16 protein-coding genes and 1 pseudogene are annotated in these 19233 nt (G+C 35.7%); 7 read left to right on the plus strand and 10 right to left on the minus strand.

Features of this window, described 5'->3' with window-relative positions; genetic code table 11:
- From K6V30_RS13750 to K6V30_RS13760, 3 genes are all read left to right on the plus strand, one after another.
- Entirely contained in the window at positions 1 to 954 is a 954-nt protein-coding gene (locus K6V30_RS13750; protein WP_224207129.1) for a zinc-binding metallopeptidase family protein, read from the plus strand.
- Complete coding sequence (locus K6V30_RS13755) at positions 935 to 1285, plus strand: hypothetical protein (protein WP_224207130.1); 351 nt, start codon at positions 935 to 937, stop codon at positions 1283 to 1285. Before K6V30_RS13750 ends, K6V30_RS13755 begins: the two co-directional genes overlap by 20 nt.
- 175 nt (positions 1286 to 1460) lie before the next feature.
- A complete protein-coding gene (locus K6V30_RS13760) occupies positions 1461 to 2135 on the plus strand; it encodes a recombinase family protein (protein ID WP_128131425.1) in 675 nt (224 codons plus the stop codon).
- A 313-nt stretch (positions 2136 to 2448) separates the two neighbouring features.
- Here the strand turns inward: K6V30_RS13760 and K6V30_RS13765 are convergent, their stop codons facing one another.
- Positions 2449 to 2727: a type II toxin-antitoxin system HigB family toxin gene (locus K6V30_RS13765; RefSeq protein WP_224207131.1), complete on the minus strand. Its 279-nt coding sequence runs from the start codon at positions 2725 to 2727 to the stop codon at positions 2449 to 2451.
- Between the two features lie 760 nt (positions 2728 to 3487).
- On the opposite strand from K6V30_RS13765, the gene K6V30_RS13770 reads away from it, so the two are divergent.
- The gene (locus K6V30_RS13770; protein ID WP_224207132.1) at positions 3488 to 4807 is read left to right on the plus strand and encodes an AAA family ATPase; all 1320 of its coding nucleotides are present in this window, start codon (positions 3488 to 3490) and stop codon (positions 4805 to 4807) included.
- A 1088-nt stretch (positions 4808 to 5895) separates the two neighbouring features.
- On the opposite strand, the gene K6V30_RS13775 is transcribed toward K6V30_RS13770, so the two are convergent.
- From K6V30_RS13775 to K6V30_RS13815, 9 genes are all read right to left on the minus strand, one after another.
- Positions 5896 to 6366: a hypothetical protein gene (locus tag K6V30_RS13775; protein WP_224207133.1), complete on the minus strand. Its 471-nt coding sequence runs from the start codon at positions 6364 to 6366 to the stop codon at positions 5896 to 5898.
- Positions 6367 to 6392: 26 nt separating this feature from the next.
- On the minus strand, positions 6393 to 7373 hold the full coding sequence (locus tag K6V30_RS13780) for a hypothetical protein (RefSeq protein WP_224207134.1): 981 nt from the start codon (positions 7371 to 7373) through the stop codon (positions 6393 to 6395).
- 138 nt (positions 7374 to 7511) lie between these two features.
- Positions 7512 to 9119 (minus strand): WG repeat-containing protein, encoded by a 1608-nt coding sequence (locus K6V30_RS13785; protein WP_224207135.1) that lies wholly within the window; start codon positions 9117 to 9119, stop codon positions 7512 to 7514.
- Entirely contained in the window at positions 9116 to 10651 is a 1536-nt protein-coding gene (locus K6V30_RS13790) for a WG repeat-containing protein (RefSeq protein ID WP_224207136.1), read from the minus strand. The genes K6V30_RS13785 and K6V30_RS13790 overlap by 4 nt, the downstream gene beginning before the upstream one ends.
- 2 nt (positions 10652 to 10653) lie before the next feature.
- The gene (locus tag K6V30_RS13795; protein WP_224207137.1) at positions 10654 to 12633 is read right to left on the minus strand and encodes a WG repeat-containing protein; all 1980 of its coding nucleotides are present in this window, start codon (positions 12631 to 12633) and stop codon (positions 10654 to 10656) included.
- Between the two features lie 6 nt (positions 12634 to 12639).
- Entirely contained in the window at positions 12640 to 14277 is a 1638-nt protein-coding gene (locus tag K6V30_RS13800) for a hypothetical protein (protein WP_224207138.1), read from the minus strand.
- Between the two features lie 20 nt (positions 14278 to 14297).
- On the minus strand, positions 14298 to 15146 hold the full coding sequence (locus tag K6V30_RS13805; RefSeq protein WP_224207139.1) for a hypothetical protein: 849 nt from the start codon (positions 15144 to 15146) through the stop codon (positions 14298 to 14300).
- 27 nt (positions 15147 to 15173) lie between these two features.
- Positions 15174 to 15674 (minus strand): hypothetical protein, encoded by a 501-nt coding sequence (locus K6V30_RS13810; protein ID WP_224207140.1) that lies wholly within the window; start codon positions 15672 to 15674, stop codon positions 15174 to 15176.
- Positions 15671 to 15931, minus strand: a complete 261-nt coding sequence (locus tag K6V30_RS13815; protein WP_224207141.1) for a sigma-70 region 4 domain-containing protein — start codon at positions 15929 to 15931, stop codon at positions 15671 to 15673. The genes K6V30_RS13810 and K6V30_RS13815 overlap by 4 nt, the downstream gene beginning before the upstream one ends.
- A gap of 881 nt (positions 15932 to 16812) precedes the next feature.
- Between K6V30_RS13815 and K6V30_RS13820 the strand changes: the two genes are divergently transcribed.
- The 3 genes and pseudogenes from K6V30_RS13820 (at position 16813) to K6V30_RS13830 (ending at position 19160) form a co-directional block, all read left to right on the plus strand.
- Positions 16813 to 18174: a UvrD-helicase domain-containing protein gene (locus K6V30_RS13820; RefSeq protein ID WP_224207142.1), complete on the plus strand. Its 1362-nt coding sequence runs from the start codon at positions 16813 to 16815 to the stop codon at positions 18172 to 18174.
- A 487-nt stretch (positions 18175 to 18661) separates the two neighbouring features.
- Positions 18662 to 18790, plus strand: a pseudogene (locus K6V30_RS13825) (type II toxin-antitoxin system HicA family toxin); the annotation flags it as partial.
- A gap of 115 nt (positions 18791 to 18905) precedes the next feature.
- A complete protein-coding gene (locus K6V30_RS13830) occupies positions 18906 to 19160 on the plus strand; it encodes a hypothetical protein (RefSeq protein WP_224207143.1) in 255 nt (84 codons plus the stop codon).
- The last annotated feature ends 73 nt before the right edge of the window (positions 19161 to 19233 follow it).

Raw genomic sequence — 19233 nt, forward strand, 5'->3', positions numbered from 1 at the left:
ATGGAATTGCTTAAGAAATTATATAAGGTTTATAGCCCGAGCGGAAAAGAACGGGCGATGGTCAAGTTTATATGGAATTATACCAAGAGAATTACCGGTACTAAAGTTGAAATAGACGCAGCCGGGAACTTGTATATAACAAAGGGAGAAGCCGAATCATACCCTTGTATCGTAGCACACCTTGACCAGGTGCAGAGATTGCATTCAAAGGATTTCCTGCCTATTGAAACGGAAGAAATCATATTCGGTTACAGTTCCCGGAATAAAAGACAGGAAGGACTCGGAGCCGATGACAAGAACGGAATCTGGATAGCACTCAAATGTCTGAAAAAGTATGACACCTTAAAACTGGTGTTCTTTGTCAGTGAAGAGATAGGATGTGTCGGTTCAGGAAAAGCGGTGATGGATTTTTTCAATGACTGCCGATTTGTTATACAGCCAGACAGACGGGGTTATCAGGATATTATTAATGAAATAGGTTGGACATCACTATGTTCTCCCGGGTTCCTAAAAGCTGCCGGATATAAAAAGTTCGGTTACAAGGAAACACATGGAATGATGACGGATGTGCAGGAACTAAAGGAACGGGGGCTTCAGGTCAGTTGCATCAATCTTAGCTGTGGATATTACGAACCACATACGGACCATGAGTTTACGATAAAGAAAGACCTCATGAACTGCCTGTCACTGGTAGAACATATTATTGAGAATTGTACTGACACTTATCCACACCAACCTGAGATACCAGAAAGGCGATGGAGGAGTTATGATGAATTCGATGAAGCGACGGATGAAATATTTGCCCTGCTCGACCAGGGGGAGTTATGGAGCGCAGAAGACCTCTATTATATCTACCACTCCGTTTTCCCACAACTGGACATGGAAGACTATCAGAGAATTTACACTGAATATTACAACTTAAATACAATCGAATATGGAGAACAAAAATTATGATTTGAAACTGGCCGGATATATATGGTCAATCTTAAAGACACAACCCATTATAGTTATGTCGTGGGGAGTAGATATGGACACGATAAAACCGGTCGAAGGAGGACTGGAATTTCATGTACAGGGATTCAAGCATACGGGAATGGTACGAATCATTCTCGATGAAGGAAAGGATCTCTTTAAAGTACATCTTATCCCTGACTCTGAAGGAGAAAGAAAAATAATAGAAGACGTTTATTTTGATATGCTCGTTTCTGTGATAGACGAGAATGTGGAGAAAACGGACGACTATGAGAAGAGGATTTCTGATACATATAATATTATAAGTTATTAGGGAATCTTTGAGGAATTCAGAATTTAGAAAGATGGCTTTCTGTGAAAAAGTAGAGCTTATAGGAACTCAAAATCTCACGGAAAGTCTTTTTTATGTAATAATATGACCGGTTCCATAGATTAGACGACCATCTAGTCAGCGGAACTACTGTTAAAACTATTAAAATTTAAATTCAATGAACAATCAATATATAGCTTATCTTCGGGTAAGCACACAGAAACAAGGATATTCAGGACTGGGACTTGAAGCACAAAGGGAAATTATACAGAAATATCTTCGTGACAAAACTCCGGTTGCTGAATTTGTTGAAATTGAATCAGGTCGAAAAAAGGACAGGCCCAAACTTAAAGAGGCATTAAGCCTTTGCAGAAAAACAGAAGCGACACTGATCGTTGCCAAATTGGACCGGTTGGCAAGAAATGTTTCCTTCCTGTCAAATCTTCTGGAGAATGATGTGGAGATCGTGTTTTGTGATTTCCCGCAAGCCAATAAAATGGTGTTGCATATCCTGTCGGCAATCTCACAATACGAAGCGGAACTTATAGCGGCAAGAACAAAATCCGCCCTGCAGGCAAAGAAAACAAGGGGATTCAGGCTGGGTAATCCGGAACACTTAATGGACAAACATGAACAGGCAATTCAGAACAGTATCAGAACCTGCAGGGAGAAAGCGGATAACAATCCCAATAACAGGAGAGCTGTCGCCATGTTGCGTACATTAGTAAAAGAGGAACATACCCTGCAGGAGATAGCGGATATTCTTAATAAAGAAGGATTTGTAACGTCTAAAGGATACAGGTTTTACAAATCAACGGTTTACAAATTAATCAGAAGGTATAATCTGAAATAAGAAAGTTTATAATCTGTTATATGATAATCAATGGTAACATGAGTTTGGGGTAATAGAAAATCTTTATAAGAAGAGAAGCTGAGGGATGCCCCGGCTTCTTTTTTTTCTTTCTTCATCGGGTAAGTCGGAGACAGAGAGTATACGATAGTAAATACATAGCCAGTAGGGACAGTGTAGATGTTATAAAATATATACAAAAATGTACTTCTATTATAAAATGTACACGATTTGCACACTCTTTTATAACACTTTTATCTCCTTCCAGGAGTTATGTAATCATCACTCACTCCGTTCACTTACTCTTTGCCTCCGGCTAACCCCAAGAAATAGAGATACCGTCAATCTTATTATATGTAAATATTGAAAATCTCTGAACTGTCAGGATTATACTTCTAAATACAATACTGGCATCAATGTTTAATTTCCGACTGATCTCACGGGGCACTTTAAATGTAGGTCCATATTTGCTGGAAATATAGCCTTTGATATCGGCAAAACAAGTCCACTCACTTCGTTTAATAATAGTATCTTGTAAGGCAACTTGATGCTTTTCGGCAGATTCTTTCAATACCTGTTCAGTAAATATTCTCATGGAACTCGGTTTGGATTCATAAAGATAATGGCTTGATTCTATTTCTCAAAATTATATTCAAATATTCAGAATTGTATTTAAGTGAAGCAAACAATTACAAGATAAATGGAGTTCTGGAAGGTTATCCTTGACCGGGTCAGGTGAGGGCAGAGAATACGTGGCAGGTATATAACCGATGAGGTGGAATATTTGTTTACAAAAGTGTGCTTCTGTTGTGAAATTATAAAGCGGAACCTGACAATATAAATGTAGAAATAATCGGATGTAAATCAAGAGGAAGAGAGCATCTGTAACAGAAAATAAGGGATGAAGCCGTTTTTTATGGCAAAGTTGTGTATGTATAAATCAAATAACGGGTATTTTATTTGGAACAATAAACAAAAATTCCTATTTTTGCGACATGAATAAAACAAAATTACATATAATCCTAGTTTACCTTAAGAAAATTCTAAGAAAAAAGGTGAAAATAGTTATAAGTTTTTTTGAGAGATTTCAAAAAGAACAATTTTGCATTCAGTCATGAATGTCCTATTAGTTCCTTGGGTTTCTTTCAAAAATGTTTTTGTTTATATCATATCATTTGAGAAAGAAATAAAAAAATAGAAAAGATAATTAATCAAATGTTTAATATTGGCTATAATAAAAATGAAATAGAGTTTATATAAAAATTATATATAGAGAGAAATTAATTGGGACATAAATGACTAGAACAATAGTTGTTTATGTCCTTTTTTTATTATCAATAAAGAATTAAGAAAATATGAATTCATTATTAAAACACATAATAGAGAAAAGCGCAATTGGCATATTGTTATATGCTGGAAAACGTCTTATAGATAAAGGCATAATATGGTGGGATGAAAGAGAGAAGAAAAAAGAAGCAATACCGGCTGATGAAACAAGCCCGGCTGATCATACTACTGAAAAGTCGGATAAAACTATTACCCCCGTTTCGATGAAAGAAATCATAGAGCGTAACAAGGGACAAAGCGCAGCGTCCCACCAACGAGGCCTTTTCGCTCCGGGAGAACTCCATGTAATCTGTGCGCAGACAGGTATGGGAAAATCTATTTTTGCAGTAGAAATGGGTCTGGCGATGGCTGGGGGTAAAGAATCCGAGCCCTATGCGATAGTTAAGAGCATATTGGGTGATAAGTGGGACGTCACGAAGCAGAGGGTGGAGTACCTTGACGGAGAAAACGGTGAGGACGAACTGTATGAACGTTATGGGAGAGGAGATGTCAATTATCCCGACACTTTTACCGTGGTTCCTTCCGGAGAGATATCATCCATTGATGACTTGGAAAAGTACATCCGTCAGCGTGCGGAAGAAAGCAAATACAGGGAAGACCGCACGATCATCATTGACCATCCCGGATGTTATGATGGAAGCGACAATCCCCATCGTATGCAGAAGTTTTATAAATCCCTGAAAAGCATTATAGTAAACTATCGGCAGGGAGGTCATTGTCTGACTGTCTTTGTTCTGAGCTTCGTTAAGACAGACAAGCCATGGAAACCTGTATACTCGGAGGATATTATAGGTACGAAGGAACTCAAGAATATAGCCCATACGATCGTCGCCTTGTGCCCGTGTCGGAAGGGAGGAGAATACCGTTTCCTTAAGGTTGTCAAATCGAGGAGCGGGGAGAAAAATGAAGAGGTGCCTGTTCTTAAGATCAGCAAAGAGGGTGGGCTGTTTCTTCACTTTGTCGGCAGAATGAATGAAAAGGATGCGTTACCCTTACCTGTGAAATCCCGGAAAACTCCCGTTACTTCTCCCGATCTCAAGCAAGATATCTTTGAAGTCACCGGACCCTCTATTGCTTCAAGTGAGTCGGTTCTCCAGGATGAGAAGCCTGAAACGGTGGAGGAGGTAACCGGTTCTGCTGTGAAACCGAACAAACGCAGAAAGGTAACATCTGGGATATTACAGCGTATGAAGCAAATGTACAAAGAAGGGCTGAAACAGGGGGAAATAGCCAAAGCCTTGGGTTTGTGCAGAAAAACTGTCAATAAGTACCTGCAATGTATCAACCAGGAAGAGCCTCAGTGTAACCTGTCACCATTGCTCTGCTGATACCCATTCCTACAGGAAGCGTCCTTTCCTCTCTTGTAACCTATTTATGTTTTTGTAAATAGGTTACAATATTGACAAGGATAAGGTACCAGTATTATCTTTTCCTTCAATGTTCATTCTGGATCGGCTATGCTGAATTGTCACAGAATTTCCGGGATGCGTATTGTTATTGTATCATGTGATGAAGCTGATCTGTGCAGATTTCGTGTTTGAAATGGCTAAAGGCAAATACTATATTATGCAAGATATCAAAGCTTGCTTCTCTTTATATTCTTTGGAATTATCGTCGTGTAACCTGTTATGTGAAGCATATGGAAGGCATACTCTAATAGACTATAATCTATACTATTTGGGAATAAATAATAGGTCACAGTTGCATGTAATACTTTAATAATCAAAGGAAAATGTCTTGTAAATTACAGCTTATGTTATAGCTAGAGCCATTATATAAAAGATAAGTACTCAGGTTTATTTCTCGACAGGTTCTACTTCGGCATTTTATATTATCAGGGAAGTATAGTTTGTTCCTGTTTGAAGATAAATACTCTAAGTTAAAATAAAGAGGGGCTCAATTTTTGCAATAAGCATAAGAAATCGACATGTAGAAAAGAAATTTTTCTGCAAATATTATTGTACGGATAAAATCTTTCTCAGCAATGAACTGTATTTTAATGTTTTTTTATAATTGTAGGCTTTTTATAGCTCTGGTTGTGATCATTAATATCTGTCCATTCAATATCATTCTTCGCTATAGCTGATGTTATTATGGGGTGTGGTAGTTTTATGAGTTCGGATATGTTAATAAAGAGTAAAAGTTTAGATGCTTATTCTATTTTTTATCTTTCTGGAAAAACTTTTGTGTCACCTGAACTATATTTTATCTGACAGTAGAAAAGATAACCCTGAGTTTGGCTTAGTACATAGTAATATTCTCTTTATCCACATTTCGAATCTCAACGAATAATACCTAAATGCTTTACGTTTCCTGTTCCAGTATAACTATATTTTATTTATTATACAGACGAGTTGCTTAATTCATAAAATGAACATATAGTACACAGAAAACATTGGCAATAGTGAAATATTACCTATGTATGTTGCTTACTTCGATGATACCCGTTTAATTGGGATAAGAATCTTCTTGCTTCCACTAAATCTGCACTTGAAAAAAGAATCAGCACCACATCCCCACTTCCTTGACCGATGTGTACAAACAGCAGATTGTTTGTCAAGGAAGTGGATGCAATATAGAAACGGTCAACTTGTCCATCTACGGTTGCCTCAAACGCAAGCAATTCCTTTGGGAGTTTGGAAAGTACGTTTATTACCTTCTCACGACAGGAAGAGTTGGGATGTGCGCACACTGTCGCTTCTTCGAAGCTTTCGGGAAAGCCGTATCTGTCACTCTCGTATTTTTCTATTTCAAAGCGGTCTATCTCGGAAACCTTGTCGAATGCTTCTCGTAAGTCCAACGGACGTTTGCATGACCACAAGCAGATTGTCAGGCAGCAAAGCGCTATCAGGACTTTATGCCTATGTTTTAAGAATATAGTCTTCATATTTTTACTATTTATCTAATCAATTCTTAAAGGTGTTTTACAATTTCTATTTTTTTTTGTTTGTTCTTTATTTTCCAAGTTATAATTTTTATTATATCCCATAATATAGAAAAAGTAGTTGATAGCAAAATAGATAGAATCGCAGCAAGGAATAGCATTAACAGATCGTGTTTACTTTTATTCTCCAAACTATCTGCAAGAATATGTATTCCATGTGACTGAATGTTTTTCAACTTACTTACATCATAGTATTCTATGGTTGACAATGTACGCACATCAGGTTCAGGGTAGATGGTTACAAAGTCTGTAGGTTCATTCATACGAATGATTAATGTTGATTTCGGAACATCCTGCAAGTGTTTGCTTTTCCACCGCAAATTGAAGTTTATACATAATCTGTAAATATTGTTAGGATCAAACCATCTTGTTGAATTTTTAACTGCAAGATTATTCATTACTTCAATTTCATCACGACTTTTTTGATTTTTAATAGGAATAAAGACCTTATACGTATCTATTTTTTGTTGCTCCGTAACATTACCATGTTCGTGAAAGACATGCTTATTTCCATCATAGTCATAATTATTCGTAATTTTCTCATAATTTATATTCTTCGAATACTTTGTTTCCATTAAACTACGAATCTGAATCACGGCACTAATGGAGTCCATACGCTTTCCTTTGTTTATGTGAACTTCTTTTAAACCATCCGAACAATGAATAGGTCGTTCGGCAATAATGTTGGCATAGGTATTGGTTGTAATCTGTTGTACTGATTTCCATACGAATTGCTTTGTATCCTTCAACATTGAAATATCAATTCCTATGGTATCAATACGATAGTATCCATCTAAGACTGCCACTTCACTATCAATGGTATATTCTATATTATGGGTCGCTTTAAAGAACCATGTAGTGAGATGGCATATAAGAGAAATACAGATTGCTAATTTTATGATACAAACTAATAAAGTCCTATCTATATGCAATTTGCCAAATAGCTTCATAACTACTGCATAAGCTTTTGATAAGCATATTTTATAAATACACCTTATGTGAAAAACACCTTTTCTAAGGATTATAAGGTATTTAAGGAACTTCTTTTTGCGGTCATTATTGATAAGCTTCATAATACAAACAAAGCGTTACATAATCCATTCTTTTTTGATTAATGCGTATCGCATTGTCCCATTAATAAAAGTTTTAATCCAAACCATTCTCTCCGAGAAATCACAGTCTTGACTATATAAAATACCAGGTGGTATTATTTCGTTCCCTTTATTATCTATATATCCGCCATCTACACATGCCAAACCATCATGAAAAGGTTTTATGTCTCGATATTTATTAGGTGGAACAATGACTTCTCCTTTTTTATTGATAAAATACTGAGAACCTAAAAACTCTTTTGAAACCAGAACTAAACCATCTGAGAAACTCTCAGAATGAAAGCGAAAGCTATATTTACAAGGAATTACTATTTCCCCTGTTTTATCAATGAACCCTATTTTATCATTGATTTCTACAGATGCTAATCCTTCAGAAAAACTCCCCGCCAAACTATATTTACAAGAGATTACTATTTCTCCCAATTGATTGATAAATCCATATTTACCGCCAATCTGTATATTAGCTAATCCTTCTGAGAAATGCCCTGCATAATCAAATTGACAAGGTATAACTTCATTTCCTGTTTTATCAATAAAACCATACTTGTAGTCAGAGTTCAATACAGCTGCAAAACCTTCTTTAAAGTTGCGGACTCCTCCTGAATATAGAACATTGATTGTTTCTTTTCCGTCTGTATTTATGTATGCAATGCTTCTCTTTTGACTATCTTTCAAGACACAAGTTAGTCCATCTGAAAATCCAGATGATGATATTTCGTGATAATCATAGCTTGGCAAATCTTGGATATTGCCTGATTTATCAATTTGATACGCTTTTTTATTTTTATCATAAGCAAAAGCCAAACCTTCTACAAAATGACCACAAAAATCATACTCGCAAGGTACAACCAATTCCATTTGTTCGTTAACGAACCCGTATTTTTTCGTTTTCTTATCACGTACTCTGATTCTCCCTTCACGGAGTGAAGATAACTCATATATAATTTCGAGAGCCTTTTTCTTTTCTGCAATTCTTTTTGGCGTAACATAAGTATCTATGAACATTTGACGGTCAATAATATCTGAACCGTTAAACTTGTCATTTAACTGCATGATATAACTGATGAACGGTGTCCCACTTTTTACTATAGGAAGACTAACTACTATATGATCTATGCTGTCAGTTATTTTACTCAACGTAAAACGCAAACGTTTCATTAGAACACAAGCTATCATGTCTTCATAAAGAAGTTTCTCCATAAAAAACAGATGTTGAGATGAAATCTTCCCCAGCTCCCTATAAATAGGATTCTCATGATGAGACAACCAATCAAAATAAGCAAAAGGGATATTGATTTCAAAGCGTTGGCCTTGCATATCATCTATAGCCAGTAGATCTGTAAGGATATTTTCCCTCTGGGTTGTAATTGCGCTATAGATTTCAGGAGAAGAACCTTTAAAATCGGATACTATCTTCCCCGGAAAAGGAACAGATTGGGTTATTGAACATTCTCCCAATAGCCTTTTTCCCAGGAGAGTACAAAAATAACTCTCTAAGTTGAAGTCTTTCACGATAATCTCATCACATGCTTCAGGCAGTGGAGATGAATCCAAGCGTATATATAAAATCTTCTTTTCACTCATTTTACAAACCAATGTTTATTTATATAGTCATACTCAGCTTCTGAATGTAGTTGCACACGAGCCATACCGTCAGAGAAGGGAAATGCATCGTTATAGATAAAAGGAATTATTTCATTATTGTATTTATCAATATATCCCCACTTGTCTCCTTTTTTCACACAAGCCAATCCGTCAGAATAGGAACAGGCATCTTCATAAATAAAAGGTATCGTTATCTCTCCTTTTCTATTAATATATCCATATTTACCTTGTCTACAAACCAGAGCAATAGCTTCAGTTAGTGGATATGCTTCATCATAAATACATGGCGTAACCACTTGACCATCTTTATCAATATAACCCCACTTATTCATATATTTTACACAGACTATTCCTTCCGAGAAATAGCTTGTTTCCTCATATTTACAGGGTATTTGTTCTTCTCCAAACATATTGATAAATCCGTACTTGTTATTCTTTTCAACTCCAGCAAGTCCTTCATGAAAAGAAAAATAACTTTCATGAGAATCGCATAAGACATGGATATTATCGTCTTTATCAATAAAATATAAGTCGGAATCTTCTTCTACAAGTGCCAATTCTAATGGGGCAGGATACCCTGAAAAATCAGCAGCAAAGTCATATTTGCACTCTATCTTTTCTCTTCCTTGTTTGTTCACAAATCCCCATTTTCCATTGGACTTCACACGAGCCATTCCATTCAAAAAGTCACCGACCTCCTCATATTTACATGGGATGATATTTCTTCCCTTATCATCAATAAATCCCCATTTATTCCCGTGTTGGACAGCAGCTAATCCCTCAGAATAGTCATGTGCATCAAAAAAAAGTTCAGAAAGACTATGTTGGCAGAATTTACCTTGATTATCTATAAAGGTTAACCAACCACCACTGTCGTATCGGGTAAAACCATCATGGAAATCATATTTTGCATTACCTAATCCATTAAAAACATTTTTGTTCCAACCATTTCTAATTCCGATGTACGGTGTTTCGAACTGCAAACAAATATCTTCTATGCAATTACCAGAATAAAGTGGAAATGGTAATGAGATATATTCTATCTCTTCTCTGTTCTTTTTCAGAAAGAACGTCACCTTTTTTATCAAGAAATTGACTATGATTTCATTGTATAGGGATTCCATATCGCATAGGATAGAAAGATACGCATTCAAATTCCTACCAATTTCTTGAAAACAAACGTTCTCATGCTGATAGAGCCAATTACAAAACGATGAAGGTAATAGGATTGTCAAATTATCATCTTCATTATATACTTTGTTTATTAAGTGTGATATAACCTTTTCCCATTGTTTAATAATACTACGGTAATCCTCTTTATTGTACTTGGCAAAATCTGTCAACAATTCTCCCGGATATTTGAAGTCTCCAACAGAACTTGTTGTTTTCAATAAAACCCTTCCCAAGAAGCTACAAAAGTAATATTCCAAATTACAATCTAAACAGACTACTTCATTTGCTTCTTTAGGAATGGGAGAAGAATCTATGCGAATACATAATATTTTTTTCATCGTTATAATATGGTAATTCCTTTTCTGTCTGTTGTTATTTCTATTAGTGCATACTTGTTATTTCGCTTGATAACTCCATATCTTCGGTAGTTATTGCCTTCGCCGCTAAAAGGAGAAACATCATCTAAGATACAAGGAATTAATTCTTTCCCATCCAAATTAAGAATGCCATATTTCTTTCCTCTTGATACAATCAATAAATCTTTTGAATATATCCTATTTACATAGCTGTCACAATTGTAACTACATGGCCAAATTTCTTTACCTTGCCTATCTATAAGCCCGATTTTTCCATCTTTATGTGCCACTGCAACCCCATTACAGAAATCACCAATGCTATCATAGGAAAGATTATAGAACAGAATATTCCCTTTTTCATCTATATGCATCTTTTTTCCATTATATGTAACTCTTGCCACTCCCTCCCTATCAAAGAGACCAGCATCATCGTATATAAAAGGTATGACTTCTTCACTCTTATTATTGAGATAGCCATATTTTCCTTGTTTTTTTGCAAGCATCAAATCACCAATACCCGATATGTATTCATAAATAAAAGGAACCATTTCTTTCCCTAGTTTATTTATCATTCCATATCTCCCATTCTTACGAACACATGCAATTCCTGCCTTATTAAAATTATCTGGTTTAGAGTCGTATTGGGTATTTATGACTTCATCTCCAGATTCATTAATAAAACCATATTTACCATTATGAGCAGATCTAACTATAGCCATTTCGTTACAAAAATTATAGACTTTTTTATATCTCAAATAACCATATCGTTTATAGAAGGTTGCAACATCTTGACGTCCATCTTTATATACTATAATGTGGAATTCGGAATCACTATCAATCCTATCAAAGATACAAGGTAAATATACGCTGCCATCGTTTTTTATAATACCTTTTTTAGAGTTTAACGTTATGAAATAATAATCATCAAATCCATAGCCACTAAACCCAGGGTTTTCATATACAAAAGGTATTCTTATTTTGTTATTTATATCAATTGTTCCCCATTTCCCATTTAATTTTGCCCATGCGTATTCTCCTTGAAAATAACAGATATCTTCATAATTTCCGAAAGGAATAATGACCTCATTATCAATACCAATACATCCCATTTTATTTCCTATACGTGCGTAAGCTGTTAACTTTTTTGAAGATGATTCTTTGTAGAATGTAGAAATACAATCATATACACATGGTATGATTTCAACACCATCCTCGTTGATAGTTCCCCATTTATTTAGTTTTCGAACATTAGCATATCCGTGAACCAAAGACGAACATTCATTATAGACACATTCAAGCATCTTCTTTCCATAAATAAATACTTTATTTGTTCCTTCTCTTTTTAGAATGGCAGAAATATTATTGGTCTCAACCTTGTCATAGGGAAGAAAAACACAAGATTGTTGCAAAGTTTTGACCTCGATATTATAAATGTCAATTAAATGTCGTATGTATGATTGTTCTCCTATACCATCAATACTAAAAACAATACATTTTACAATCGCTACATTCTTTTGTAAGAAGTATGATAGTTTCTTTAACAGAACAGAGTAGATAATCTCATATATTACTTGGGAACTTAGAATAGCTTTTCGTGAAACTTTTAGGAAAGCGCTTATTTTAAAGTATTCAGGGAATTCATTGCTGTCTAACCATTGACAATATAAAACGGGAAACTTAATCTCATATTCCCTGTTTTCGTCTTGTTGAGAAAGGATTAAAGACGCTAATATTCCTTCCCATTGTTGTATAATCTCTCTATATGCCTCTTTATCTAATTCCTCAAAATCAGCAATCAACTTGCCAGGATAAAGCATAGTTCCTGCTAGCCCTGCTTCTTCCAGCAATCTCTTCCCCAGCAAAGTACAGAAATAACTTTCCAAGTTGAAGTCTTTCACTATAATCTCATCACATGCTTCAGGAAGTGGCGATGAATCCAGACGTATATATAAAATCTTTCCCATACAGTTTTATCTTGATTGTTGCAGTTCAAATAGTTTCTGGCTTAACTTAGCATACAGTTGTGTATTAGTGGCATCCATATTTTTAAGTAAGCTTTCAAAGAACGGAATATCTTCTGCTGTCATACAGTCGCCATACAGACACTCCTCTACAATGTCGTTGAAATCATCCGCTACTATTTGATAATGCTTCTGCGCATATTCACGCCACAATTTCTCTACGACTTCCGTAGAAGAAGCCTCCGATAACTCCAATTGCTTTTTGACCGCTTCAAGCTGTGCATCCCGAATGCCTTCAATGGCTTTCAGCTCTATTTCTTCTTGCCGCAAGAAACGATAGGAACGCTCGTATTCGTCTGCAAGTTGTTGCCGCAACTCCTTATTCTTGTAGAGCGTGGGGAAATAAGTCTTAAACAGATTGGGAAGCAAAGGTTCCGCATCTACAGAACGGAGATGATGAATGTCCGCCAATGCTGCTAGGTTCAGACCTATTTGTGCGGAAAAACAATCTGCCAGCGGTGATAAATCCTGCAATGGTTCAATGGCAAATATGTTGTAAATGCCTAACGCCTCTATCTCGTCCAAACGGTTCTCCTGAATGCGTTGCTCGATGTGAAGTGCCTGATAGAGGTCTATGTTCCTCTTCAGTATCTTCTTTTTCTCTCTGAATCCCAATGCGTCCGAATCCATCAGGTTGTCAATCTCCGCAATGGCATCCAGTGCCTTCAGTGAACGGTCGTACACGGAACAAGCCAAAGCCACGTCAATGTTGATGGGGAAACTAAGTTCCGTCCGATGATGTTCCGTAGAGTTATAGCCGATGCCCCAGGAAGAGAACATCAAGCGAAAAGTCGTTCCGTCGAAACGAGGCTCTATCACGACACAAGGTATGTCTTTCAAAAAGAAATGCAAGGTTTCGCTGGCGTGCATACCGGGATTGGACTTGTCACTCCAAGCCGTGGGGAAGAACACGACCGGATGGTTACTGCTACGGTTATAATGCTGGGTAAAGAAACTTTCAATTCGTTGATAAACAGTGTCCCATATCTGGTCACTCAGCACTTTTCGGTTACGGATTTTTGAATCAACATGTACGGGTGCCACAAATATATTTAAAGCTTCGGGATGTGCCATTGCCCCTTTCACATCCTCAAAAACCTTCTCAATGGAAGTTTTTTGTCCTCCATCTTTTTCTGTAAAGCGGAGTAAAGATATCATATTGGCAGAACGATTCCTTAACAATACTAAAGGAGACACATTCAGAGGATAGTTCTTCAAGGCATCTTGCACCAAATGGTCTTCCAACATATTCCGTGCGTTCTCCTGTGCCACCAATATTTGTGTCTGCCTTGCCGCCTGAGCCTGAAAAAGTGCAATCTCACGAGTGTTTTTAATATTCTTCTCTGTAAGGTATTTCTGCAATTCTTCCCTTTGATTCTCTAAATTCTCTTGGAAATGCATTCGCTTCATTTCCAAACGTTCCTGAAAATCCATGCGTTGTTCTTCCATCTCCTGTTGCCATTTCTTTTGTTCCTGGAACAACTTGCCTTGTGGGGTATGTTTGAAAGGTACAACATAATCTATCAACTTGGAAGCAACAATGCCACCTCCTATACTACCTAAACCTAATATTGATAATAAATCCATCTTAATTCTATTTTTTATAATTATCTATCCGCATATTTTGCTTTTTGCATATACTCATCGCCCCGTTGTCTCCATTTTTTTGCCTCATTCAAATTGTGTCGGATGTCATCGGGATCTTCGCAACGAGCCGCCTTTTTCTCGTAGTAGTCGGCTTCCTTATAACAGTTGTTGGCTTTCTCCACATATTCATCTGCACTCCACCCGGAACCGAAGGAAATTTTTTCCCCATGCGTCAAGTTGTGTGAAGAAGCGGAAACTACCCAAGAGTCGGATAAGTCATGTTCCTTCAAAAAATTCTCGAAACGTTCCATACAGTTATCAAACGTCAGAGGAACGCCTTGTTCCAGCATCTCTTCTGCCGTCTCTTTTCCAAAGTCGATTACGGCAGCTCTTATTTCACCGGATGGATGAGAATCGTTTTCCACAGTATCGCCGAGGGCATCCATCAAAGGTTGTGCATCAATGTCCTCGATGCCTGCATGGATTCCGGCAAAGAAATCGCAAGCCAGTTCTTGTTCTTTTCCCGTTAGAACACTGTTGTCTTGTAATACACGGTGCGCACATTCATGTGTGTACACAAGAGTCAGCGAATCTTTTCCACTGATACCCATTTCCATCATTTGTTGTCGACTGAATCCAAAGACATCATCATATATTGTATCGGTATCCTTGGGCCACACACATACAGATGTATCTCCAACAAAAGGGACATTAGGCAGGTTAAAGAAATCACAAGCCCGATGAATGGCACATGAAACCATCTCATCAGGTAAAATGAAGTCGTTATTCCCCTGTATCATCTCTTGCGTTTCATGCAAAAGAGAATCTAGTTGAACATCACCAGTATGTTCATATTCAAATTCTGTCATCTTATGTGCTTCATTACTTTCTACAAACTATAAATCATCAGGCAAACCATCCATCTCGTCTGGGGTGTCTATATTTATAGATTGATTATCGTCTGAAAAAATATCAGTGCCATGAGAGAAAATATCGTTATTTTCTTCAAGAACTTCCCATTCGGCAATATTATCTTGTGTAAAATCATCTCCATAGGGAGAAATGGAAGGGAAAAGATTGGTGGTATCAGAGAAAACAAGATCATTGAAGACATCAAAGCCGTTGAATAAATCATTTGTATTTATTGACGGTAAATTCATGTTGTCAATTGCCGATGCTTCAGACGAACTTATTTCAGAAGAACCGAAATCAACCATGGAAATCCCCGGCATATTCCATGTTTCTTTCAATGATTCGACAAAGTCCGCGTGTCCGGGGGAGTCAATCAGATTAGATTCCACAAAAGCTGATGTTGCAGCATCCAGCTTGCCATCCATATAGGCGGCTATCCATTCCTCGGAAACAGGGAGTTCTTTTATATCATCAAAATCAATCATAGCAAGCCCTCCTTCTTTAATATGGCATAGAACTGAGTCTTTGCCAATTTATGTTTATTATAGTAATTTTGCATAGTCATATCCAAAGCTACCGCAACCTCTTCATTTGTTTTCTCTTGCACATAGCGTAATTCGATGAGTTTGCGATACCGGGCATTCGGCATCTGCATGAGCAATGTTCGAACATCGGATTTATTCAACCTTGTAACATCCAAATCAATAGATAGATTTTCCAACGAAATTCTATCATCGTTCATATTGAAGTTTTCGTTTATATCCACTCTTTTGGCGTAAAGGCAGTGACAGTAATTAAGCGATACGACTTTCAGCCAAGAGTATAGTGACGACATGAATTTAAATCCGGCTAACTTACAAGTGCCGGTTTTCGGATGAATAGATAGGATGTGTATGTATATTTCCGATATAAAATCAATTGTGGTCTCACAGTCAGTATAGTACCTGCAATGAATGGCTTTAAACATAGGATAGCACTTCTTGTACAGAAACTCTTTTGTAATGTAAGTGTTCCTGTTCAAAATCGCCCTTACAATTTCTTGGTCTGTATAACTGTCTATTTTCATCATTGGGTCATCTTCACGTAAAAGAGGAATTTACGAATGCAAAGGTATAAAAAATGGTGCAGATTGAAGCCTTCTTCGGAGACGAAAACGGTTTGTCCTGTCCAAAAATATATAAATGTTAATCAAGATATTTTGTTGTTATCAAAAAATATATTTAGCGGTGGTTTTAATTTGAGTTTTTCTTTATATAGAGATAATATATTTTACTCAAAACATTCTCATTACATTTTTTTGTTTTTAGATTTAACTAAAGAGAGGCTATATAAAATTGTGTGCCGTTTCCCTATTATGTATATGTGTTTTCCACCTAATGAACACCTATATCTTGGTCTTCTAACAGCAGTGTAAAAGGATACCAATATATTGGTCTACCTCCTTGCCGCTTGTGATGAAGAAAGTTTATTTTAGCTTGATAGATTCATTGACTTTGTTAGGCTTGATTCTCTTTTTTTCTTTCGCTATCTTAATCTGTGTCCCTATATGGTCAAAATCCATTGTCGTCACATTTGAATACGATATCAGATGCGTACTGTCAATTTCTGAAAATATACCGTTATATGCTACGGCGGGCAGTAGTCTGGCTTTCCAGTACTGTATTTCATTCTCCGGTTAACACTAATGTAACTTCGATAGAAACTATATCAATTACGGAATTGACAGATATAGACTTGTCAATAGATTCGACTATTGGTATAGAAAAATGGAATTATTTTTTAACTAAAAAGCAAAAAGAATTTATAAATTCAAATATAAATGGAGCTGAACGTTTAGAGGGAGCTGCAGGTACTGGTAAAACTTTAACTATGATACTTAGATGTATCAATACATTAAAGTTAAAAGATAAACAAAATGAAGAATTTCATATTGCATTCATTACTCATACAATATCAACTAAAGAACAGATTCTTAATATTTTTAAAGCTAATTGTAGTGATATTGATAAATATTTAGATAAAGACTATTCTAATATCTCTTTATCCATTATTACTTTACAGGAATGGTGTATACAATACTTGGGTGGTTCTTTATCTTCAAATGAATACCTAGATCGTGATGCAATGGAATCAAAAGAGCTTCAACTTTTATATATTGAGCAAGCTTATTCACACGCAATTAGTACAGATTTTAAATCATATAAATCTATTTGTTCTGACAAGTTCATTTCATTCATAGAAAAAACGTCTATAAATAATTTATTTGAAATGCTTCAACATGAAATAGCAGTGACGATTAAAGGACGTGCTAATGAAAATTTAGACTGCTATAAACAATTACCAAGATTGCAATATTCTATTCCGTGTAGTAAGGAAGGAGATTTGGCTTTTTTGTTTTTAATTTTTCAATATTATCAAAAGAGTCTACAAGAAACAGGACAATTTGATTCTGATGATATCATTTTAACGGCTCTAGGGCAACTTAATACTCCTATTTGGCGAAGACGAAGAAATAAAGAAGGCTACAATGCTTTATTTATAGATGAAACTCATATGGTTAACTTAAATGAATTATCGATTTTCCATTTTTTAAATAAAGAAAAATGTAAGCAAAATATAATTTTTGCTATTGATAAGTCACAGGCATTAGGTGATAGGGGATTAAATGACACAGCTTTAAGTATTGCATTTGAATTAGACGCTGATTCTATAAAAGACTCACATAAATTAAATACTGTTTTCAGAAGTTCGCCTGATATTGTAAATTTGGCATTTAACATCCTATCTTCTGGTGCGACATTATTTACTACATTCGATAATCCATTAATTGATGCTAAATTTAATTTTACTGAACAAGAAGAAAAGAAATGTGTCGTCCCACATTATATTTTAAAAGAGAATGACTCTGAGATGAGCTCCTACGCTTTCTATAAAGCTGAAAGTATTTATCAAAACATAATATACAGCGATCCAAAATATTATTAATAGCTAGTAATGAGCGTTTATTAACTAGTATACAACGTTCTGCGAATGAATCAAATAAGCCAATTGAAATTTTAAAAAGTAGAGGAGATACTTCAATTGTAAAACAAGCAACTAGAAATGGGCGTTTTGTTCTAAGTTTAATTGATTTCGTAGGGGATTAGAATTTGATGCAGTAATAATAATAGGAGTTGATAAAGGAAGAGTTCCCGCATCTTCAGAAAGTATAGATTCTTTTCTTTTCTCCAATTATACTTGGCATAATAAGATGTATGTAGCAATAACACGTGGGAAATATATTGAAAATATTTTAGGAGACAAAAGTAGAAGAGAAAGTGACATTTTGGAAAATGCAATTCAAAATGGTTTATTAATAACTAGTGATAATTAATGTATGTAATAAATGTATCATATTTTACTATACCTCATGGAAAAGTTGCTTGGTTATTTCGGTTATGAAAGATCCAATTAGAGTAAAACTTCCGGATCAAGGGTCATATTCAAAAATCAATTGGGTCGTCCTATTATGATACATAAACCACATCCGGGAAATATCATCAAAGGTTACGCAATGAAACAAGTGTATAATGATTTGAAAGAAACTGGATTTATTAAATAAAGGAGGATGATTATGAATACATTAACTTACATAGGCTATAATTATAATTGGAACAGAATGGGATGATGAAAGTTCAGTTGAAAAAAATAGTTTTCGTATATCTCAATTTCAAGGAATGATTTTTGTAAGCGATTATCAGTGCTTTAAAGTAGAGCGAGATAAAGATATTATGGTTGCAAAGATTACTAATAGAACAGAATACTCAATTTTAGAACTATTAAAAAAGGACGGTTTTCCTGTTCCTAATCCTATTTTATACCTTGCTAATAATGTTGAACCTCTCAAAATCCTCTTATTTGAACAATATCTGTGTGGAAATGAATTGAGCTCAGATAGTTCTAAGGAAGCATGGCAAGAAACAGCTAATTAATTAGTAAAGCTGCATTTGAAGTATTGGGGAGCTGACAAGAATATAAGAATTTTTAATGCAATAACAAGCAATG

Source organism: Bacteroides faecis (genome assembly GCF_020091505.1).
GTDB lineage: Bacteria > Bacteroidota > Bacteroidia > Bacteroidales > Bacteroidaceae > Bacteroides > Bacteroides faecis.

Coding starts and splice junctions, on each gene's coding strand:
- K6V30_RS13750 (WP_224207129.1), top strand. CDS start 1: ATGGAATTGCTTAAGAAATTATATAAGGTTTATAGCCCGAGCGGAAAA.
- K6V30_RS13755 (WP_224207130.1), top strand. CDS start 935: ATGGAGAACAAAAATTATGATTTGAAACTGGCCGGATATATATGGTCA.
- K6V30_RS13760 (WP_128131425.1), top strand. CDS start 1,461: ATGAACAATCAATATATAGCTTATCTTCGGGTAAGCACACAGAAACAA.
- K6V30_RS13765 (WP_224207131.1), bottom strand. CDS start 2,727: ATGAGAATATTTACTGAACAGGTATTGAAAGAATCTGCCGAAAAGCAT.
- K6V30_RS13770 (WP_224207132.1), top strand. CDS start 3,488: ATGAATTCATTATTAAAACACATAATAGAGAAAAGCGCAATTGGCATA.
- K6V30_RS13775 (WP_224207133.1), bottom strand. CDS start 6,366: ATGAAGACTATATTCTTAAAACATAGGCATAAAGTCCTGATAGCGCTT.
- K6V30_RS13780 (WP_224207134.1), bottom strand. CDS start 7,373: ATGAAGCTATTTGGCAAATTGCATATAGATAGGACTTTATTAGTTTGT.
- K6V30_RS13785 (WP_224207135.1), bottom strand. CDS start 9,119: ATGAGTGAAAAGAAGATTTTATATATACGCTTGGATTCATCTCCACTG.
- K6V30_RS13790 (WP_224207136.1), bottom strand. CDS start 10,651: ATGAAAAAAATATTATGTATTCGCATAGATTCTTCTCCCATTCCTAAA.
- K6V30_RS13795 (WP_224207137.1), bottom strand. CDS start 12,633: ATGGGAAAGATTTTATATATACGTCTGGATTCATCGCCACTTCCTGAA.
- K6V30_RS13800 (WP_224207138.1), bottom strand. CDS start 14,277: ATGGATTTATTATCAATATTAGGTTTAGGTAGTATAGGAGGTGGCATT.
- K6V30_RS13805 (WP_224207139.1), bottom strand. CDS start 15,146: ATGACAGAATTTGAATATGAACATACTGGTGATGTTCAACTAGATTCT.
- K6V30_RS13810 (WP_224207140.1), bottom strand. CDS start 15,674: ATGATTGATTTTGATGATATAAAAGAACTCCCTGTTTCCGAGGAATGG.
- K6V30_RS13815 (WP_224207141.1), bottom strand. CDS start 15,931: ATGAACGATGATAGAATTTCGTTGGAAAATCTATCTATTGATTTGGAT.
- K6V30_RS13820 (WP_224207142.1), top strand. CDS start 16,813: ATGCTACGGCGGGCAGTAGTCTGGCTTTCCAGTACTGTATTTCATTCT.
- K6V30_RS13830 (WP_224207143.1), top strand. CDS start 18,906: ATGATTTTTGTAAGCGATTATCAGTGCTTTAAAGTAGAGCGAGATAAA.